This window comes from Bacillus sp. V59.32b (assembly GCF_003429085.1).
Taxonomy (GTDB): Bacteria; Bacillota; Bacilli; order Bacillales; family DSM-1321; genus Peribacillus.
Genome location: NZ_QVTC01000009.1, coordinates 1 through 18,764, shown reverse-complemented (window position 1 = coordinate 18,764; position 18,764 = coordinate 1). Strand labels below are relative to the sequence as shown.

The 18,764-nt window shown below is 41.9% G+C and carries 18 protein-coding genes, 1 pseudogene and 1 riboswitch; of the genes and pseudogenes, 15 read left to right on the top strand and 4 right to left on the bottom strand.

Annotated features, from left to right (window positions below; translation table 11 throughout):
* Window positions 1-240: 240 nt before the first annotated feature.
* Both D0463_RS02520 and D0463_RS02515 read right to left on the bottom strand, forming a co-directional pair.
* On the bottom strand, window positions 241-4,713 hold the full coding sequence (locus tag D0463_RS02520) for a glutamate synthase-related protein (protein WP_117304751.1): 4,473 nt from the start codon (window positions 4,711-4,713) through the stop codon (window positions 241-243).
* 371 nt (window positions 4,714-5,084) lie between these two features.
* Window positions 5,085-6,383, bottom strand: coding sequence for a glutamate-1-semialdehyde 2,1-aminomutase (locus tag D0463_RS02515; protein WP_117304710.1), 1,299 nt, complete (start codon window positions 6,381-6,383; stop codon window positions 5,085-5,087).
* A gap of 193 nt (window positions 6,384-6,576) precedes the next feature.
* On the opposite strand from D0463_RS02515, the gene D0463_RS02510 reads away from it, so the two are divergent.
* The 6 genes from D0463_RS02510 (at window position 6,577) to D0463_RS02485 (ending at window position 11,138) form a co-directional block, all read left to right on the top strand.
* Complete coding sequence (locus D0463_RS02510; protein ID WP_117304708.1) at window positions 6,577-7,596, top strand: ABC transporter ATP-binding protein; 1,020 nt, start codon at window positions 6,577-6,579, stop codon at window positions 7,594-7,596.
* A 49-nt stretch (window positions 7,597-7,645) separates the two neighbouring features.
* Complete coding sequence (locus D0463_RS02505; protein ID WP_117304706.1) at window positions 7,646-8,437, top strand: ABC transporter permease; 792 nt, start codon at window positions 7,646-7,648, stop codon at window positions 8,435-8,437.
* A gap of 4 nt (window positions 8,438-8,441) precedes the next feature.
* Window positions 8,442-9,227 carry an ABC transporter permease gene (locus tag D0463_RS02500; protein ID WP_117304704.1) on the top strand — a complete coding sequence of 262 codons (786 nt, stop codon included), beginning with the start codon at window positions 8,442-8,444 and terminating at the stop codon, window positions 9,225-9,227.
* Window positions 9,228-9,294: 67 nt separating this feature from the next.
* Window positions 9,295-9,392: riboswitch (guanidine-I (ykkC/yxkD leader) on the top strand.
* Window positions 9,393-9,467: 75 nt separating this feature from the next.
* Window positions 9,468-9,809, top strand: coding sequence for a DMT family transporter (locus tag D0463_RS02495; protein WP_117304702.1), 342 nt, complete (start codon window positions 9,468-9,470; stop codon window positions 9,807-9,809).
* Entirely contained in the window at window positions 9,810-10,124 is a 315-nt protein-coding gene (locus tag D0463_RS02490) for a DMT family transporter (protein WP_117304700.1), read from the top strand.
* A gap of 153 nt (window positions 10,125-10,277) precedes the next feature.
* Window positions 10,278-11,138, top strand: a complete 861-nt coding sequence (locus D0463_RS02485) for a hypothetical protein (protein WP_117304698.1) — start codon at window positions 10,278-10,280, stop codon at window positions 11,136-11,138.
* 237 nt (window positions 11,139-11,375) lie between these two features.
* Here the strand turns inward: D0463_RS02485 and tatA are convergent, their stop codons facing one another.
* Window positions 11,376-11,588: a twin-arginine translocase TatA/TatE family subunit gene (tatA, locus tag D0463_RS02480; protein ID WP_117304696.1), complete on the bottom strand. Its 213-nt coding sequence runs from the start codon at window positions 11,586-11,588 to the stop codon at window positions 11,376-11,378.
* Window positions 11,589-11,744: 156 nt separating this feature from the next.
* On the opposite strand from tatA, the pseudogene D0463_RS02475 reads away from it, so the two are divergent.
* The 8 genes and pseudogenes from D0463_RS02475 to perR all read left to right on the top strand — a co-directional run.
* Window positions 11,745-11,954: pseudogene (locus D0463_RS02475) on the top strand (IS1595 family transposase); the annotation flags it as partial.
* 81 nt (window positions 11,955-12,035) lie between these two features.
* A complete protein-coding gene (locus D0463_RS02470; RefSeq protein WP_117304694.1) occupies window positions 12,036-12,479 on the top strand; it encodes a WapI family immunity protein in 444 nt (147 codons plus the stop codon).
* 270 nt (window positions 12,480-12,749) lie between these two features.
* Window positions 12,750-13,169 (top strand): potassium channel family protein, encoded by a 420-nt coding sequence (locus D0463_RS02465; protein ID WP_117304692.1) that lies wholly within the window; start codon window positions 12,750-12,752, stop codon window positions 13,167-13,169.
* A gap of 65 nt (window positions 13,170-13,234) precedes the next feature.
* The gene (gene bcp / locus D0463_RS02460; RefSeq protein ID WP_117304691.1) at window positions 13,235-13,702 is read left to right on the top strand and encodes a thioredoxin-dependent thiol peroxidase; all 468 of its coding nucleotides are present in this window, start codon (window positions 13,235-13,237) and stop codon (window positions 13,700-13,702) included.
* Window positions 13,703-13,713: 11 nt separating this feature from the next.
* The gene (locus D0463_RS02455) at window positions 13,714-14,823 is read left to right on the top strand and encodes an aminopeptidase (protein ID WP_117304689.1); all 1,110 of its coding nucleotides are present in this window, start codon (window positions 13,714-13,716) and stop codon (window positions 14,821-14,823) included.
* A 201-nt stretch (window positions 14,824-15,024) separates the two neighbouring features.
* The gene (locus D0463_RS02450) at window positions 15,025-15,975 is read left to right on the top strand and encodes a D-2-hydroxyacid dehydrogenase (RefSeq protein ID WP_117304687.1); all 951 of its coding nucleotides are present in this window, start codon (window positions 15,025-15,027) and stop codon (window positions 15,973-15,975) included.
* Between the two features lie 4 nt (window positions 15,976-15,979).
* Complete coding sequence (locus tag D0463_RS02445) at window positions 15,980-16,537, top strand: cob(I)yrinic acid a,c-diamide adenosyltransferase (RefSeq protein WP_117304685.1); 558 nt, start codon at window positions 15,980-15,982, stop codon at window positions 16,535-16,537.
* Between the two features lie 120 nt (window positions 16,538-16,657).
* Entirely contained in the window at window positions 16,658-17,101 is a 444-nt protein-coding gene (gene perR, locus D0463_RS02440; RefSeq protein ID WP_117304683.1) for a peroxide-responsive transcriptional repressor PerR, read from the top strand.
* Between the two features lie 60 nt (window positions 17,102-17,161).
* On the opposite strand, the gene D0463_RS02435 is transcribed toward perR, so the two are convergent.
* Window positions 17,162-17,509, bottom strand: coding sequence for a YgzB family protein (locus D0463_RS02435; protein ID WP_117304681.1), 348 nt, complete (start codon window positions 17,507-17,509; stop codon window positions 17,162-17,164).
* 152 nt (window positions 17,510-17,661) lie between these two features.
* On the opposite strand from D0463_RS02435, the gene D0463_RS02430 reads away from it, so the two are divergent.
* Window positions 17,662-18,537 carry a nucleotidyltransferase-like protein gene (locus D0463_RS02430; RefSeq protein ID WP_117304679.1) on the top strand — a complete coding sequence of 292 codons (876 nt, stop codon included), beginning with the start codon at window positions 17,662-17,664 and terminating at the stop codon, window positions 18,535-18,537.
* Window positions 18,538-18,764: the final 227 nt, after the last annotated feature.

Here is an 18,764-nt window from a genome sequence, read left to right as displayed (position 1 = left end):
TACGCCATCTCTGCCTTTAAGGCTCGACAATCGGTGAGTTGCTAACTTTATATGGTTACAATATGCCATATACAAATGAATGTATATCTAATTTACACTAATTGAAACAGAAGTAAACAATTATGAAATATACAGGGTTTAGAGGAAAGTTACAAGGGGTAAATGGAAATATTCAAGAAATTGTAAAATAAAAAAGCGGGCACTCGAGGAGAGTGTCCGCTTCTTCAGTTTAAACCAATATCATTCTGTAGATACAGATGGATCAGCTTGTTCTTTAACAGGAACGACCTGTACAAAGTGCTGTTCAGGGTTTGCAAGCAGTTTTTCTAATGAAACTGCTTCATCATTTTGGCCCTGTTCCTTCAGCAAGGATACATATGTGCCCAGAAGCTCTGTAATGTCTTGTAATCCTGATGCGGAAAGCTTATCAATGGAAACCTTAGCTCCCTTTGCAATCCGTCTTTGGATGGCGTCTTTCGTTAAACCGGCTTCAGGCTGATGGCGTAAATAGACTACTCCGCCTGTCATCCCTGCACAAATCCATGGTCCTGGATCTCCTAGAACCAATCCTCGTCCGTTTGTCATATACTCAAAGGCAAAGCCTTTAATGTTTGAATGAACCGCAAGATTTCCGGATTCTTTTTCAGAGATAGGCTGTTTTAACTGACCGCCGATAACCATATCCGCACCGGAAAGTCTGATTCCGGCACGTGCGTCAGCATCACCTTGCGCGACAAGCAAGCCGTGCTGTGCCCCGTAACCGAAGCCTTTACCAACTGAACCATTATAGAACTTTCCATCCTTGCCCGGCGATTTAAAGATTAAAAGATTGCCACCGATAGATGTTTTACCAGCGCCATCCTGAGCGCCGCCATTTACACTGATCTGAATACCTTCACTGTTATACGCGCCAAGGCCGTTACCAGGAATGGATCCGTCCTTGTATGTCAGCTTAACTTGCGGAAGGGCTTTGTAGGAACCGTCTAATCTTCCGCGAACGCGGTGGCATGATACCCGGCTTCCAAGTACACGCTGTTCGGATGTGACGGCGCTATATGCCCGCGATTCATGGAGTTCATCAACACGTGAATCCAAATATTCAGCTCCGACAGCAACCTGCATAGCGCCTTCCTTGACGGAAGCAGCTGCTTCTTTATGGGTGAATTGGCTAATTTCAAGTGTTTTTAACAGGTAAGTCAGATCAAGCATTTCTTTACCTTTTGCTTGAACGAGTAAATCTGAACGTCCAACAATATCCTGAAGGTTCTTGACGCCAAGAGAGGCAGTCAGAGCTTTAAGTTCGCTTCCAAACGCTGTGAACATATTCATTAATCCTTGTACGGACGGATTAAACTGGCGCGGAACGAAACGGCGCAACCCATGTTCTTTTGCCTGGGCTTCTGATTCAATCTGGGTAGCGATACCTACATGGCATGTATCCAGGTGGCAGCCGCGGCAAGCTGTACAACCTACAGCAATCATAGAAAGGGTACCGAAACCGACCCGGTTCGCCCCAAGGAGCATCACTTTCAAAACGTCCATGGAGCTCTTTAAACCGCCGTCTGCCCAGATTTCCACGGTATGGCGGATGCCTGCTTCAAGCAGGGCATTATGGGCCGCTTTTACTCCTATTTCTACAGGAAGTCCAACGTGCTGAAGAGCATGGATACGTGCAGCACCCGTACCGCCGTCAAATCCTGACAAGGTGATAATGTCGGCCCCTGCTTTGGCAATACCAACCGCAATCGTTCCGATGTTAGGAACAACCGGGACTTTTACAGCGACTTTTGCTTTATCGTTTGCCGTTTTCAGTTCATGAATCATTTGCGCCAGATCTTCAATGGAATAAATATCATGGTTGTTCGATGGCGAAATTAAATCCGATCCGATTGTAGCATTACGAGCTTCCGCAATCTTCGCGGTTACCTTGGATCCTGGAAGGTGGCCGCCTTCTCCTGGTTTTGCTCCCTGGCCGATTTTGATTTCCAGCAGGTTAGAAGAGTTAAGCAGCTCTGCATTTACTCCAAATCGCCCTGATGCGATCTGCTGGCCACGGGAGTTCGGGTACTTGCCAAGCATATCTTTAATTTCTCCGCCTTCTCCATTCATACTGATCATATTCAACTGATCAGCTGCTTCAGCATAAGCGCGGAACGCCGTTTCATTTTGCGATCCAAATGACATGGAGGCAATGACGAATGGCAGGCTATGGTCACCAACGGAAATATCAACATCCTGTGCTGGCAGAGGAGTATCTGCTGTTTTCAGACTTGTTAAATGCCTGATCGTCGTCGGATTCGCTTCCTCCTGTTCCGAAATCTTTTCACCGTAGGCAGTATAGTCACCGGTTATGGCTACTTCCCCAATCGCTTTCCATATCCTTGGGAACAGATGGAATGTCTTTCCGATTCTTTCGGCTTCGTTGTTATAATCCAAGACGCGTTGTTTAGCGTCTTCTTTCAATACTTCGAAGTTTTGTGCCAGCTCGTTAGACCCGAAGAAGTTCACCACATTTAGATATTTTCCCACTTCTTCATGAAGGCCTATGCTTGAGAATAGACGACCGTAGCCTCTAAGCTCATGGATGCCGATGGTGGAGATAACTTTCTCAAGACCCTTCGTTAATGCATTGTATAAATTGACTGTCGGAACATTTGTTTCAGTCGATAATGACAAGAACATATAATATGGGCTAATAAGATTCGCACCAAGACCGTACGCGACGATGATATCATGCAAAGAGCGAATCGAAGCTGATCTTAAGAGCAGGGAACAATCGCGTCTTTTTCCTGTAGTGACAAGTGCCTGATCGACAGCTGAAACAACTAAATGTGGATCCAACCAAAGATTTCCGTTTTGGTGAGCTGCGGCATCGTCAAGGACAATCAGTGTTTTCCCGTTATCCACGGCTGAAACAGCCTCAGCTGCAAGTCGGTCCAAAGCTTCCTGCACGCCTTCTTCTTCGGTAAAGGTCATGGAAACGAAATGAGCAAGCTGAATACCCTGGAAATGCTTGATAAACTGGTCGTAGCTTGGCTGTAATACAGTGCTCGCACAATCATAACCCATTTTCCCTTCAATCAAAAGCGGGGTCAAAAGTTCAACAACTTTGCCTGCCTTTTCCCGTTCGAATAGTGAAGGACGCTTACCGATAATCGTCCGCGTAGAGAAATGTTCGGCTTCCCGGTCGCGGTCAATTGCCGGGTTGGTTACGACTGCAACGCTTTCCTTAATATAGTCAGCGAGATTTTTTCTGTCCGGGTTTAAGGCTGCCAAAGGTGCGTCATGGCCCAATGAACGGATAGGTTCCGCGCCTTTTTCCGCCATTTGTTCTATAAGCTGAACGTGATCACGCTCCCAGCCGAATGCTTTATATTGTCCGTTGTGAATTCCTGAAGGCTGTGTGTTAGATACAACCTTTTCGAACACAGGAGGATTGAGACGCACATGGTCATTAGAGAGTATAAAGCGCTGATTGTATCTTTCATAGACTTCTTCCTGATAGTTTTTGTAATTATATAGCTTGATAGAATCTCCATCCCATTTCAAGCCGACCTTTTCCCCTGGTCCAAGCGGCTTTGGGTCACCGGTATATTCAGAGGAAGGAATAATCCCAGGCTCTGAAGAGAATAAATAGGAAGTTTCTGTTTCAATCTTCCAAAGCGGGCGCAAGCCTAATGCGTCTACTGAAAACACAGCTTCATCGCCAAAACGAGAAATGATCCCGGCAGGACCTTGTGCGAAATGCCCCCATGCTTCCCGTAAATACGTATATAAGTTTTGCAGATGCTCCGGGTACACTTTCATTTCATTGACGATTGGCGGGAATAATAGATCGATAGCTTCAAATAAAGAATAACCGTGCCTGGCGATAAACGTTTCAATCGTCCGGCTTAAATCCTGTGAGTCACTGCCGTCCTTTACAAGCGGGACGCCTACCATTTTAGCTTCATCACGGAGCTTGCTGATCGTGTTGATTTCCCCGTTATGCCCTAATACACTGAAAGGCTGTACACGGAAAAAGCTGGACAGGGTGTTGGTTGAATAACGGTTATGCCCGAGTGTCATTGTGGATGCAACGAGCGGGTCAGCAAGATCAGGGTAGTAGTGCGGCAGAATGTCTCCGGCACCCATTACTTTATAAACAGCGTGATACTGGCTAAGAGATGCCACGTGAATATGATCGTCTGTTTCAATTTCAGGTGTCAATTCAAAAAGTGCTTTTGACAATGCTTGTTGGTCAGGGAAATCAGAGGTGCAGGCAAATTGCCAAAAAACAGGGTTTTCCTGAATGGCGATAGGGCCGAGTGCAGCGGAATTGTAGGCTTTGTCCGTTTCGAAAAGCAAGGAAAGACCGTGCTTTTGCAATTTCGCTTTTATCTCTTTCTTAAGCGTTTCCGTTTCAGCTTTTCTGCTCAAGAACAGATGGCCTACGATAAAGGAATCCTTATCGACCACGGATGCATCAACGCCCTCAGCCGTAAGCTTTTGCTTCCAAAGTGCTCTTGGAATGTCGATATGGATGCCAACGCCATCGCCTTCACCATTAATAAAACCAGCGCGGTGATTCATTTTTACAAGCGCATCAATTACGGCAAAGATATTTTCTCTCGTTGGGATTTTCTTCTTTTCAATGCTGGATACAATCCCACATGCGTCATGCTCCTGTTTATAAAATTCCTTAAATAAACTCGGGGTCCATTGTTGTGTCATTTTTTTCGGCGCTAAATAAGGGTAGACCTTATTGGCTGCCTTCACCTCCTATATGATTTTTCGTTTTTTTTTGAAACGTTGCGACGAGGGATAAAACGTAATAACAGTACACTCAGAGGTTCAACCTTCTGATATTGTGAGAAAAAAAGAGAAGAATGGACGGTATCTAAAATTTAGAATAGTAACACAATAATATCATTTAAATATTCAGAAATCAATTATTTATACAGTAAGATGGATAAAATTATTAATGAAGTGAAATAATTAATCACGCAAAAATCTAGTTGTAAACGCTTTCAATTATAAAATAATATTCAAACCCAAGACAATAGTATATCTTGGATTTGAATATTATTTGTATATTTATACGGTTATTGATTGATTTTCAATGATTTGAATGCATGTTCAACCGTTTTTAAAGTATGAAAAATATCTTCCTCGGTATGTGCGATTGTTAAAAACCAAGCTTCATATTTGGACGGTGCAAGATTGATGCCTTGGTGAAGCATCAGCTTGAAAAATTGAGCGAACATTTCACCATCCGTATTTTCCGCCTGCTCATAGTTTTCCACTTTTTCCGTTGTGAAGTAGATCGTCAAAGCGCCTTTCAACCGGTTGATTGTAATCGGGATCTGATATTGTTCCGCCGCTTTTGTAATTCCTGCTTCAAGGATTGCGCCTAGCCTATCCATTTCTTCATAGATCCCTTCTTGTTTCAGAACCTCTAAGCAAGCGATCCCCGATAAAATGGATGCCGGGTTACCGGCCATTGTACCAGCCTGGTATGCAGGGCCAAGCGGAGCGACTGTTTCCATGATTTCTTTTTTACCGCCATAGGCACCGATTGGAAGACCGCCGCCAATGATTTTTCCGAGAGCTGTTAAGTCAGGCTGAATGCCAAGCAAGTCTTGGGCCCCGCCATACATAAAACGGAAAGCTGTAATGACCTCGTCAAAAATGACAAGAGCTCCTGCTTTGTGTGTCAGGTCAAGTACGGATTCCAAAAATCCGGGGTTAGGCTCCACGATACCGAAGTTACCTACAATTGGTTCGACAAGAACGGCGGCAATTTGATCTCCCCACTTATCCAGAGCTTCTTTAAAAGGCCCGATGTCATTGAAAGGAACAGTAATGACTTCCTGGGCAATGCTCTTAGGTACTCCTGCTGAATCAGGCGTACCCAAAGTGGCAGGTCCTGACCCTGCCGCGACAAGAACCAAGTCGGAGTGTCCGTGGTAGCAGCCGGCAAACTTGATGACTTTATCCCTTCCCGTATACGCACGGGCTACTCGGATGGTTGTCATCACAGCTTCGGTACCGGAGTTCACAAAGCGAACCTTTTCCATAAAAGGCATCGCTTCCTTTAGCATTTTTGCAAACTTCACTTCATGTGGGGTCGGTGTGCCATAAAGAACCCCGGTTTCCGCAGCTTGCTTGATCGCTTCCGTTATATGGGGGTGGGCATGACCGGTGATGATCGGTCCGTAAGCCGCTAAATAGTCAATATATTTATTTCCGTCAACATCCCAGAAATAAGCTCCCTTTGCGCGCTCCATCACTACGGGTGAACCACCGCCAACAGCTTTGTAAGAACGGGACGGGGAATTGACACCTCCGACAATATGCTTCTGAGCTTCCTTATGTAAATTCTCTGAATTGGTAAATTTCATTTTGAATGGCCTCCTAAATTTATTGCAAAGTTACCATTCATTATTCTAGCACTTTTCATCTGAAAAAGCTGAGCGCAGGCATCTGGGATGTCTATTAAAAGGGGAACGTGCTCTAGACGTATTAATTGTTTTAATAAGCGCAATTGGATAAAATAATTCTTTAGGGCAAGCAGAAATTTGGAGGAGTAAAACGATGAGCAATGCAATCGAAGTCAAGCAGCTTCGCAAAGAATTCAAGATGTATTCCAGCCGCTCCGGATTAAAAGGAGCTTTTCGCGATTTGCTGACAAGAAACTATAAAGTGATTCCCGCTGTCAATGACATAAATTTTACCGTAAAGCAAGGCGAAATGGTTGCCTATATTGGTGAGAACGGAGCCGGCAAGTCGACGACCATCAAAATGCTGACAGGCATCCTGACGCCGACATCAGGCGAGGTGCGTGTTAATGGCATGGATCCTCACCGGGAACGGGAGAAATTCACGAGAACAATCGGCGTGGTCTTCGGGCAGCGTTCACAGCTTTGGTGGGATATCGCCGTCCAGGAATCATTCCGGCTGCTGAAGAAGGTTTACAAAGTTCCGGATGCACAATATGAGGAACATATGAAACTTATCATTGAAACACTTGATATTGGACCGCTTTTAGATAAGCCGGTCCGTAAGCTTTCGCTTGGACAGCGGATGAGATGTGAGCTTGCCGCGGCATTGATTCACAATCCGCCACTGCTTTTTTTAGACGAGCCGACAATTGGTCTAGATGTTCTGGTGAAAATGAAAATCCGCAAGTTCCTTAAGGAAATTAACGAAAAATACAATACAACGATTCTGCTTACAACACATGATTTAGCTGATATTGAAGCCGTTTGTGAAAGGGTGGTCATGCTTGATGAAGGCAAGATCATTTATGACGGCGGACTGCAGGATCTTAAAAACAACTGGGCGGAAGAAAAAGAGATTCATTTTCAATTCTTAGATGAAGTTTCAATGGCTGAGCTGGAATCGCTGCCGCTTTTATTTGAAACAAGCTGGGAATATGAGGAGAAGAGTCAGACCTATATCGCAGTTATTAAGGAAGAAAAAGATAATATATCTCAGCTGATTTCCTCCGTGGTTTCGCATTTCAAAATTAAAGATGTCAAAATTCATGAGACGTCTATAGAGGAAATCGTCCGGAATATTTATGAAGAGGGGATGGTTTCCACAGGACGCTGACATTCCTTATAAGAATGGCTATTTAGATTGGAAGTAAGGAGAGAGGGCCTTGGATAAATATATTGAGATGATTCGTATCCGGTTTCTAATGATGCTTGCTTACCGGACGGATTATTACACAGGAATCATCATTTACAGCATAAATATCGGGGCCTATTATTTTCTTTGGAGTGCCATTTACGGTGATAAAGGTTCCATTGAAGGGTTAACAAGTATACAGATGACTACATATGTAGCGATAGCCTGGATGGCCCGTGCATTTTACTTTAATAATATCGACCGTGAAATAGCTGCAGAGATTAAAGAAGGCAAGGTCGCGATTGAATTGATCAGGCCTTATAATTATCTGGGCATGAAAACGATGCAGGGGCTAGGCGAAGGTATTTTCCGTTTCTTTTTCTTTTCGATTCCGGGCATGGTGGTCGTTTCCTTTATGTTCCCTTTGGAACTTCCTCATGATCCTGCCCTGTGGGGTTATTTTGGGATATCTTTGCTGTTCAGCTTCATCATTAATACCCAGATCAACCTTTTGACCGGCATCACGGCCTTTTTTTTCTATAACAATACAGGGTTGATCAGAGCGAAACGGGTTGTGATCGACCTGTTTTCGGGATTGCTTTTGCCGATCAGTTTTTATCCATTCTGGGCGCAGGAGATCATGAAATATCTTCCGTTTCAGGGGATCAGCTATATCCCGAGTATGATTTTTACGAACGGCTTCAGGCACGGAGACATTCTTCAGGCTTTGCTGCAGCAATCACTCTGGGTGCTGATATTGATGGTGCCCATCCAATTTCTTTGGATAGTGGCTAAAAAACAGCTGATTATTCAGGGAGGTTGAGGCTGTGTTTTATGTTTCGATGTTTTTTCAATACGTAAGCCAATATATGAAAACCAGGCTACAATACCGTGCGGATCTGGTCGTTGAAATTTTGTCCGATCTTCTGAATCAGGCTGTCAATTTAATTTTTATCCTGGTGGTTTTCGGACATACACAATTGTTGAGCGGATGGAGCAGGGACGAAATCATTTTTATTTATGGCTTTTTCTTAGTGCCTTACGCGCTATTTTCTGCTTTTTTTAACATATGGGATTTCAATGACCGCTATATCGTCAAAGGAGAAATGGATCGGATTCTAACGCGACCAATCCATAGCTTGTACCAAGTCATTATTGAACGGATGGAGCTGGAATCGCTATTCGGTTTGATTACCGGTCTCGTTGTGATTTTCTACGCGGGTACTTCACTGAATTTGGAGATTGCGTGGTACGATCCGATTTTGTTCATTCTGTTTGCGATTGGCGGAGCGCTTGCCTATGCGGCGATTTTCATCGCCATCGCAAGCATCGGTTTTTGGTCGGATGCGAAAACCTCGATCATGCCGATGATGTATAACATCGGAAACTACGGCCGTTATCCGGTTGATATTTATAATAAGGTCATTCGGTTTGTGCTCACCTGGGTTTTGCCATTTGCGTTCGTTGGCGTCTATCCGGCAGCGTATTTCCTAGGAAAGAAAGAATGGTACACCTATTCCTTCGCCACACCTGTGATTGGATTAGTGTTCTTCAGTCTTTCTGTGCTGATTTGGAACCAAGGTGTGAAGCGGTATAGAGGGGCGGGCAATTAATACAGATGAGCACTCTTGCCAATATTTCATAATGTTGTATAATGGGCATGGAAAATAAGTGAATATATCTAAAGTTTTCTAGGGTTCCGCGGCAATAAGCCGGCCTGGTCCGAGAGAAAACGGCAGCTATTTGCTGTTACACGGAGGGATAAAAGCCTGGGAGAAATACTGATTCATAGTATTCTCCCAGGCTGTTTTCATGTTTACCCTTTTAGGAGATGGATGAAGGAGTGAAGCACCATGAATAGGGATTGGATAAAAGTTGTGATAGCAGCTTTCTTTGAAGTGCTTTGGGTGATTGGGCTTAAGCACGCTGATGGTTTTTGGTCCTGGACGGGAACGGTCATTTCAATCATTATTAGTTTTTATGTGATGATTATGGCCGGCAGAAGGCTGCCTGTTGGGACTGTTTACGCTGTTTTTGTTGGCTTGGGGACCGCTGGAACTGTACTTTCTGAAATCCTAATCTTTGGCGAGCCGTTTAAGCTTTCGAAGATATTGTTGATACTGCTGCTTCTGACGGGTGTCATTGGCTTGAAGACGATCACGAAGGATAAAAATGCGGAAGGAGCTGAATCTTAGGTGGCATGGGTAGCATTGGTTTTTGCGGGTGTTTGTGAAATGTTTGGAGTTGCTATGATTAATAAATTTCACCGGGATAAAAACTGGCAATCTTTCGTCCTGCTGGTGATTGGATTCGGGTCGAGCTTTATCTTTCTATCCATGGCCATGAAAACTTTGCCGATGGGTACAGCGTACGCCGTATGGACGGGAATTGGTGCTTGTGGCGGAGCTCTTTTAGGGATGATTCTTTATGGGGAGTCGAAGGATTGGAAGAGGATTCTTTTCATTATGATGATCTTAGGTGCTGCAATTGGGTTGAAGCTTGTGGCATAGTGGTTGATGAAAGTACTGCATAAAGGATGGCTTTTTCAAAGTACAAGATATAGGGAATAAAAGTTAGAGACCTTTTAATAACCCATATTTTTTTCTGTTTTTCTATGATATTTTATTATAGTAATAAAGTATCAAAGAAAATAGGGGGCAACTATGAAGTACATAAAAAGCATAACTCTTGGATTATCATTTTTACTTATTCTGTTCGGTTTACTTGGTTGTGGTTCAGAATCTTCAACTAAAAAAACCGGGGAAGCAGGTAAGATTGAAGTAGATAACAGTGTAGAGGGCGATAAGGCTAAGAAAGAACTAATAGACAAAATAAGTCTTATTTCTGAACAAAACAAAGATGCTACTAATAAAGTAGGTTATTTAGAGTCTGAAGCATTTATCACATTAAAGGGTGATTTTAATCTCATTGCAAAGGCGACTGGCAGTGCTGCAATAATTGATATGAATGATGGTGAACATATTGAAGAAAATATTGAATTGTTAACAAAAGATGTGAATGCATTGTCGAGCGGTGAAGCATTGAAAGCAAGCAAACTTTTAAACTCAGGTAAAACTATATACGAAGCAGTGCTTATGGAAGATTTGCATCAAGTCATGGAGAGTATTGATGTTTCAAGTTATGACAATGATTTAAGTACGTTTATTAATTTGAATCAAGATATCACATCAATAGATGAAATCTCTAATGAGGCAAACGAAACTGAGGACTATATTAAAGACTATACATATAAAGAACTTGATAGATTAGGTTTGCTTATTAAAGAGCATGAAAATCAGTTTAGTAGTACAGAAATAGACAGTCTTAATTCGGTCATTCAAAATTTAAAATCTTCTATTCAAATGCAAGTAAATATATTACAAGAATTTAAGGCATTTTATATAGACGATGGGCTCGAGATTGAGGATAAATTAAATAGTGCGCAGACAGACTTTGATGATGCTGCGAATGAACTTGAGGTACTAGAATCTGAAATGGGTGTAGAATATTTAGAAGAAGAATAGATTTTTCAACATTTAGTATGGATATGTTAATTATCATTATGAAGCATCTCCCTGGGATGCTTTATCTATTTCTCAAAAGAATATAGATAAAGTAGGTGATGACGATGACAAAGTCACCGAAGACGTTTAGTGTTTCGTAATGAAGGAAACTACATATTTTAGAAAATCTATTATTACGGATAAATAGAAGCGGCCGACTCAAAGTCACATTTAGTGAGCCTTGAGTCGGCCGCTTTTTCACATATTTTCTTTACTATCTCTTTTAGCTTGGTCTATATCCTTTTTTACATCACCGGCGACATCGTTCGTTACATTGGAAGCTGCCTTTTTGAACTCGCGAAGGGAACTTCCTACAGCGCGTCCGATTTCCGGCAGTTTGTTAGGGCCAAATACGATAAGGGCTACAATGAGTATTAAGATTAAACCAGGGACACCGATATTTGATAGCACGGTTTCATCTCCTATTTAGTTCAAAAGTGGCATTTACATTATAGCTCTATTTCCTTTTTAAATAAAGGCTCTGTTAAACACTTATGTTGATATTTGAATTAAACGAACTGTTGTTCCATAATGATATATAAATATGGACAAAAGTGAGTGGTTTCAATGGCTTTAACGGACATTATTAAAGAGATTCAAAAACTTAATACCGCAGACCAACTTCGTTTGAAAGAGTTTTTTACAAAATCTCTCGCCGCATCTTCTGTAAGTGAACCTATATTTAAAGAAGTGTCTGAACAGAAGCATAAAGATGGCTACACTTGCACTCACTGTCATTCGTATAATGTTGTCCGCTTTGGCAAGTATTCCGTTAAAGCTGCTTGTTATCCACCAATGCTACTTATAAGAAATTAAGATTATCGACATTTAAGTTATAGTTGAAAAGAGTTGGATAAAATGAATGAGTTTATTATTGCAGGTAAGCAGGGATTCATACGAATTGAATTAAGTGAAGTGTATGGTTTTCCAAATGAAACAAGTTATTTAGGCGGTTATGATGTGAAAGGCATAGTCGAAATTAAGAGTGGAAATTATTTCGTTAAAGATGCTGAACTATGGTTTTCAACTGGTCAGGTATATCAGTTCTTCAATCAGCTACAAAAATGCTATAACGATTTAAAAGGTTGTGTTACCTTTTCGGAATCAGAAAATAATCTTAAAATTGACCTTAGTTTTAATAAATTTGGTCAGATAAATATTCAAGGGTATTTTCAAGAAGTAGCACATCAAGAGAATATTCTCCAATTTGAGTTTGAAAGCGAACAAAGTTATTTGGTATCAACATTACATCAGTTACAAAATATTGTAGACCAATATGGTGATTTAAAAGGTAAAAGGTAGGCTCTTACTAATTATGTCACCTTCGGATTAACTTCAATAAGAATGCAATCAAGGACCTGATATGAGGTCCTTGATTTTTACTTGAATATCAACAATATTATTTAACAGAGCCTAAATAAATGATACTATCCACCGTACATAACCTGTAACCTAAACTCTCCGATGTATACGGTTGTCTACATAAAACCGCAAATTCAAATTTTCCACATATAACGTAACGGACAGGAGTAGAAATAGAAGTATACAAGCCTCTGGGAAAGAAGGAAGGACATGACGTTTTATCTTCTGATGACATTGATTGTATTTTGCATGGTTATGAGCATTCGGGCTATTTTTATAGAAGAAAAAAGCGATAAGAAACTTTCCATGGAGAATCTGATATGGATAGCCAATATTTATGCAACGATCCTGATCGGTTTCGCTATGATTTATTTATTATTCGAGTTAAATCACTATGCGGTAATCCTTGATGATGGACAGCGCGTGACAGAAGATTTCTTTCAGCAGCTGGAGACATCCTTCTACTTTAGTGCGATGACCATGTTTTCGGTTGGCTATGGTGATGTCAGTCCGGTCGGGATAGGTAGGATTATCGCGGCTATCGAGGCATTTATCGGATACAGTCTGCCCGCGGCCTTCTTAATCAGGGCTGTGATTGACTTTGAACCGTATGATCGCAAGGATGTATGATAGTTGTGTTTGTCCGGATTATTGGGTACGCTTACCATGAAGAATTGTTATGGAGGTGGGCATAAATGACCACGGTAATCGGAAAAAAAGCGCCTGAATTTACATTGCCTGCAAGCAATGGCGAAAGAGTCGCGCTTGCGGATTTTACAGGAAAGCATGTTGTTCTATATTTTTATCCAAAGGATATGACACCAGGTTGTACAACCGAAGCATGTGATTTCAGGGATCAACACGAAAAGTTTGCAGCGCTTGATGCTGTCATTCTCGGAATCAGCCCAGACCCGGCTGAAAGCCATACCAAATTCATTGATAAGCACGGATTGCCGTTTTTGCTTTTAGCTGATGAGAACCATGAGGTCGCCGAGCTTTATGACGTCTGGAAGCTGAAGAAAAATTTCGGCAAGGAATACATGGGCATCGAGCGGTCTACTTTTTTGATCAATAAAGAAGGCGTACTTGTCAAAGAGTGGCGCAAGGTGAAGGTAAAAGGCCATGTCGAGGAAGCCTTAGAGTTTCTTAAAGAACAGCGATAACGGGGGTCAAGATGAAGGACGCGAGACTAGAAAAGTTAGCTAATCTGTTGCTCAACCATTCGGTGAAGCTGCAGGCGAAGGAAAGAGTTCTTATCCGCGGGCATGTTCATACAAAGCCGCTGCTAAAAGAGCTGGTGGATGGAGCCTATCGATTGGGTGCCTACCCATACATCGAATTAATCGATGACGAAATCAACCGTCATTTATATATGGGTTATGAAAAAGAACAGCTTCAAACCTATGCGGATTGGATGTTGAAGGAATATGAAGATGTGGATGCCATCATTTATGTTACCGGAGAAGAAAATGATGCCGAGTTTTCGGAAGTACCTTCTGAAAAGCATCGCATCTGGGGCGAAATCATGAATCCGTCCACATTCTTCTATGTCAACAACCGCCGTTGGGTACTGCTGAATTATCCAACCCAAGGCTTGGCTCAAAAGGCAGGAATGAGTTTAAGTCGTTTCGAGGATTATTTGCTGGACGTCTGTACGGTCGATTATGAGAAAATGGGCAAAGCGATGCAGCCGCTTAAGGAATTAATGGAGCGGACTGATAAGGTTCGGCTTGTTTCTCCCGGAACGGATCTAACATTTTCGATTAAAGGCATTCCGGCTGTCGTCTGCGCCGGTGAAAACAATATCCCCGACGGTGAGGTTTTTACGGCACCGGTAAAAGACAGTGTCAACGGAACGATTTCCTTTAACACTCCTTGTACTTATCAGGGAACAACCTTTCGCGATGTTTCATTAACCTTCAAGAATGGCAAGCTGGTGGATGCAAAAGCGGATCAAACGGAAAAAATCAATCAAATTTTCGCGTCTGACGAAGGTGCCCGCTATATCGGCGAATTTGCTATTGGCGTCAATCCGATGATAAAAGAACCGATGGGCGATATTTTATTTGACGAAAAAATCTGTGGAAGCCTTCATTTTACACCGGGCGAGGCCTATGAGGAAGCGGATAACGGAAACCGCTCTGCGATCCATTGGGATATGGTGCTGATCCAACGCCCGGAATATGGCGGTGGAGAGATTTATTTTGATGATGAATTAATCAGGAAAGACGGCCTTTTCATCCTGTCTGAATTAAGAGGACTGAACCCTGACGCATTAAAATAGGTATCAGTGGATTTTCATGAGAGAAGGCTATTGTCCAACGCAATCGGGATATATCCGAATATACTCTAAGTAAGGGAATACCTCCTCAATGTTATTCTTTCGCGGGCCTAGTGCCCGTGTTTTTTATTAATGTTTCAAAATTCAAAAGCTGGTAATATGAAAACTACATAAAGGATTATATAAAATTTGGAGGATATATTGATGCAAATACTTTCGACACTGATTCCGCCAGAGCATCTTCAAACTGACATGAATAAAAAATTCCCCTCCCATAAGTTCCACTATCAAAAAGGAATTGCAACAGAGGATCCTAAACTGAAGGAAGCCGAAATCATCATTACTTATGGCGAAGATCTGACGGACGAGCATATCAAGAAGGCCGAAAATCTGAAATGGATTATGGTAATGTCCGCAGGTCTCGAGAAAATGCCGTTTGAGGCAATCGACGAGAAAAACATACTGGTCACGAATGCGCGGGGAATTCATAAAATCCCCATGGCAGAATATACAATCGCCATGCTTCTGCAATATGAAAAACAATTGAAGCTGCTTCTGGAAAATGAAGCGCAGGAAAAATGGGATCGAAGGATAAAGGTGGGGGAGCTGAACAACAAGACAATATTGATTATCGGCACCGGGGCGATTGGAAGTGAGGTGGCCCGTCTGGGGAAGGCGTTTCAGATGAAAACGCTTGGGGTGAACAGGAGTGGTAAAAGCGTCGAATATATCGATTCCATCCATAGTCAGAACGAGCTGTCAGAAGTGCTGCCGCAAGCCGACTATATTGTGTCTGTCCTGCCGAGCACCGGGGAAACGCAGAACCTGCTTATGATGGAACACTTTAAGGTGATGAAGGACAGCGCTGTATTCATGAATATCGGGCGCGGTGACCTTTATAAAGAGGAAATATTGCAAGAAGCCCTTCACAATCACGAGATTGCGCATGCTGTATTGGACGTTTTCGGGCAAGAGCCTCTTCCTGAAGGACATCCATTTTGGGGTCTTGATAACGTCACAGTAACACCGCATATCTCGAGCATTACAAAGAATTATCTTCCAAGATCTTTTGAGATTTTTGAGCGCAATTTTGAGGAATATATAAAGGGTGGGAACGAGTATCTTAATGTAATCGATCCGAAAAGGGGATATTAATAAAATGAAAATTTATACAAAAACGGGTGATAAGGGGACAACCTCATTAGTGTACGGACAGCGCGTCCCGAAGACAGACCAGCGGGTTGAGGCATACGGAACATGTGATGAAGCCAATTCAATGATCGGCCTGGCCTTAAGCTATCTAAATAACGAGAGCTTTTCTGGTAAAGAGAATATCCTGGACGTGTTCCATAAGGTCCAGACGGCATTATTCCATGTCGGTGCCGAACTGGCAACTCCAGCTGGCAGAGATGTTAAGTGGAAACTGGAGGAGAAGAATATCGGCGACATGGAGGCGGCCATTGATGCATGGGATGCCTCACTACCGCCATTGACCAACTTTGTCCTTCCTGGAGGACATCCGGCGGGAGCCGCTTTTCATGCCGCCAGGACAATTGTCCGGAGAGCTGAAAGATGCGCCCTTACCCTTGAAGAAAGTGCGGAACCTCTAGTGTTGGCGTATTTGAATCGTTTATCCGACCTATTATTCGTAACGGCCAGGCTTGTCAATCATCAATTAGGCAGGCAAGAACCGACACTTCATCAAGAAAAGGATTAAATTCCCAGCGAGTTTATTCTATTAAGATAGTAGAATTATTGACAAAGTGTATTAATGGAAGGTACACTATTTATAAATATTCTAATGTAAGAATATATTCATTCTGAGGAAAAGAGGTGCATGACGGTGTCTCAACTACAGCTTAAAGAAGCGTTGGATTCATTAAAGGATACCGGAGTCAGGATTACTCCCCAACGTCATGCTATACTTGAATATTTAATACAATCAATGACCCACCCGACTGCCGACGATATATATAAGGCATTGGAAGGGAAATTTCCTAACATGAGTGTGGCAACTGTTTATAATAATCTGAGAGTATTCCGGGAAGTTGGCTTAGTCAAAGAATTGACATACGGAGATTCTTCCAGCAGATTTGATTTCGTTACGACCAATCATTATCATGTGATTTGCCAGAACTGCGGAAAGATTGTTGATTTTCATTACCCAGGATTGGATGAAGTAGAACATCTAGCCTCTCATGTTACCGGCTTTACAGTGAGCCACCACCGTATGGAGATTTACGGCAATTGTCCGGACTGCTCAGCTAAAGAAGCGCATTAAAAAAGTTCCGCCGCTAATGGTTGGAACTTTTTTTCTTTTTATATTCAATTCCGCAATGAATTAAATTCCTTTACGGTTGTACTTTTCGTCAAATTCCTTGCCTTCAAGATTCTTATCAAGCGTTAATGGTTCGTTGCAATGCATACATATATCGACACGTCCCAAAATTTTAGTAGCTTTGCCGCAGTTCGGGCATTTCACTTGAACGGTCTTTGTAGAAAGCATGCCAATCCAAAAATAGACGACTGTGCTTGCCACGATACATAACAGCCCTAAGATCATGAAGATGGTCATAATGATTGGGGAATTTCTGAAAAATATCCCTCCATACATAACAATGAAACCGATGAAAATCAAACTTAACGCAAATGTGCGTATCTTATTTATTTTGCTAGAATATTTCGCCATAGTTGTCCCTCCCGAGATTTAACTATATCATATCATAATGGTGAAGATGAATATTTAAAAACAATACATATATATCAACTAACCGTTAAAAGCAGGGACATTCATAACGATTGTCGAAGTACATAAATATTAAGTTTTTGGAGGAGTTAATAATGGAGGATATCCTTCGTCCGATCTATCAAGAACGGGCCAGCATGCAATCAACACTTGGGATTTTATCATTTGAAAAAAGAATAAACGCAAGTTCGATAACAGATACGTTTGATTACGTTCTGTTTGTCATTGTCAATGAAGCGGACGAATCCGTATTTGTAAAACATTATACATATAACGACCAAAAGGCTGCCCTGCATATTGTAGAAGAAGCTCAATTAAAGGACTGGCTTTTGTTGGGGACCAATCGAAAGGTTGTAGAGTGGATTCAAAACGGGAAAATTTTATTTGATAAGAATGAATATCTCTCCAATTTAAAAAAGGAGTTAAGGGAGTTTCCTTTTTACGGACGTAAGGTCAAAATGGGGATTGAATTTGCAAAGTTAATCAGAAGGTATATGGATGGGAAAGCTTTTTTTGAAAATGGACATTTTCTTGATGCATACAACAATATCGTTCACTCCTTGCATCATCTGGCGCGATTAGAAATTATCGATCAAGGCTTTTATCCGGAAGTAACGCTTTGGAACCAGGTGAGACATATGGAACCGGAAATCTTTAAGCTATATGAGGAACTGGTTAGCAGTGAAGAACCATTGGAAAAGCGGATCGAGCTTCTATTCTTAGCCAGTGAATTTCTGATTTATTCAAGAACCAACCTGGGATCTCAACACTTACTGGAGATTATGGATACGAATGAAGGTTCATGGAGTATAGCGGAGTTAATGGAACATCCAGAGCTTACTCACTATTCTGTCGATCTGAGTGTCTTATTAGAATATCTTATAGATAAGAATGTTATTGAAGAGATTAAAGTAGAAACAAAGGGTCATGAGGTTTATCATCGTTATTATCGAGCATCAAAGTTATTTTAAAAAAGTTATTGACCTATAGCTTGGTTAGGTGTTATATTAATAAACGTCGCTGCGGGACGAAAGTTATCGTAGCTGCGAAATAACCAAATAAATTATTTCAAACAAGTTATTGACATAGCAAGCTAGAAATGCTATGATAATAAAGTCGCTTCTGAGAGAAACGACAAGGAAATTGCTCTTTGAAAACTGAACAAAACAAAGCGCCAACGTTAATTTTAATAGTGAGC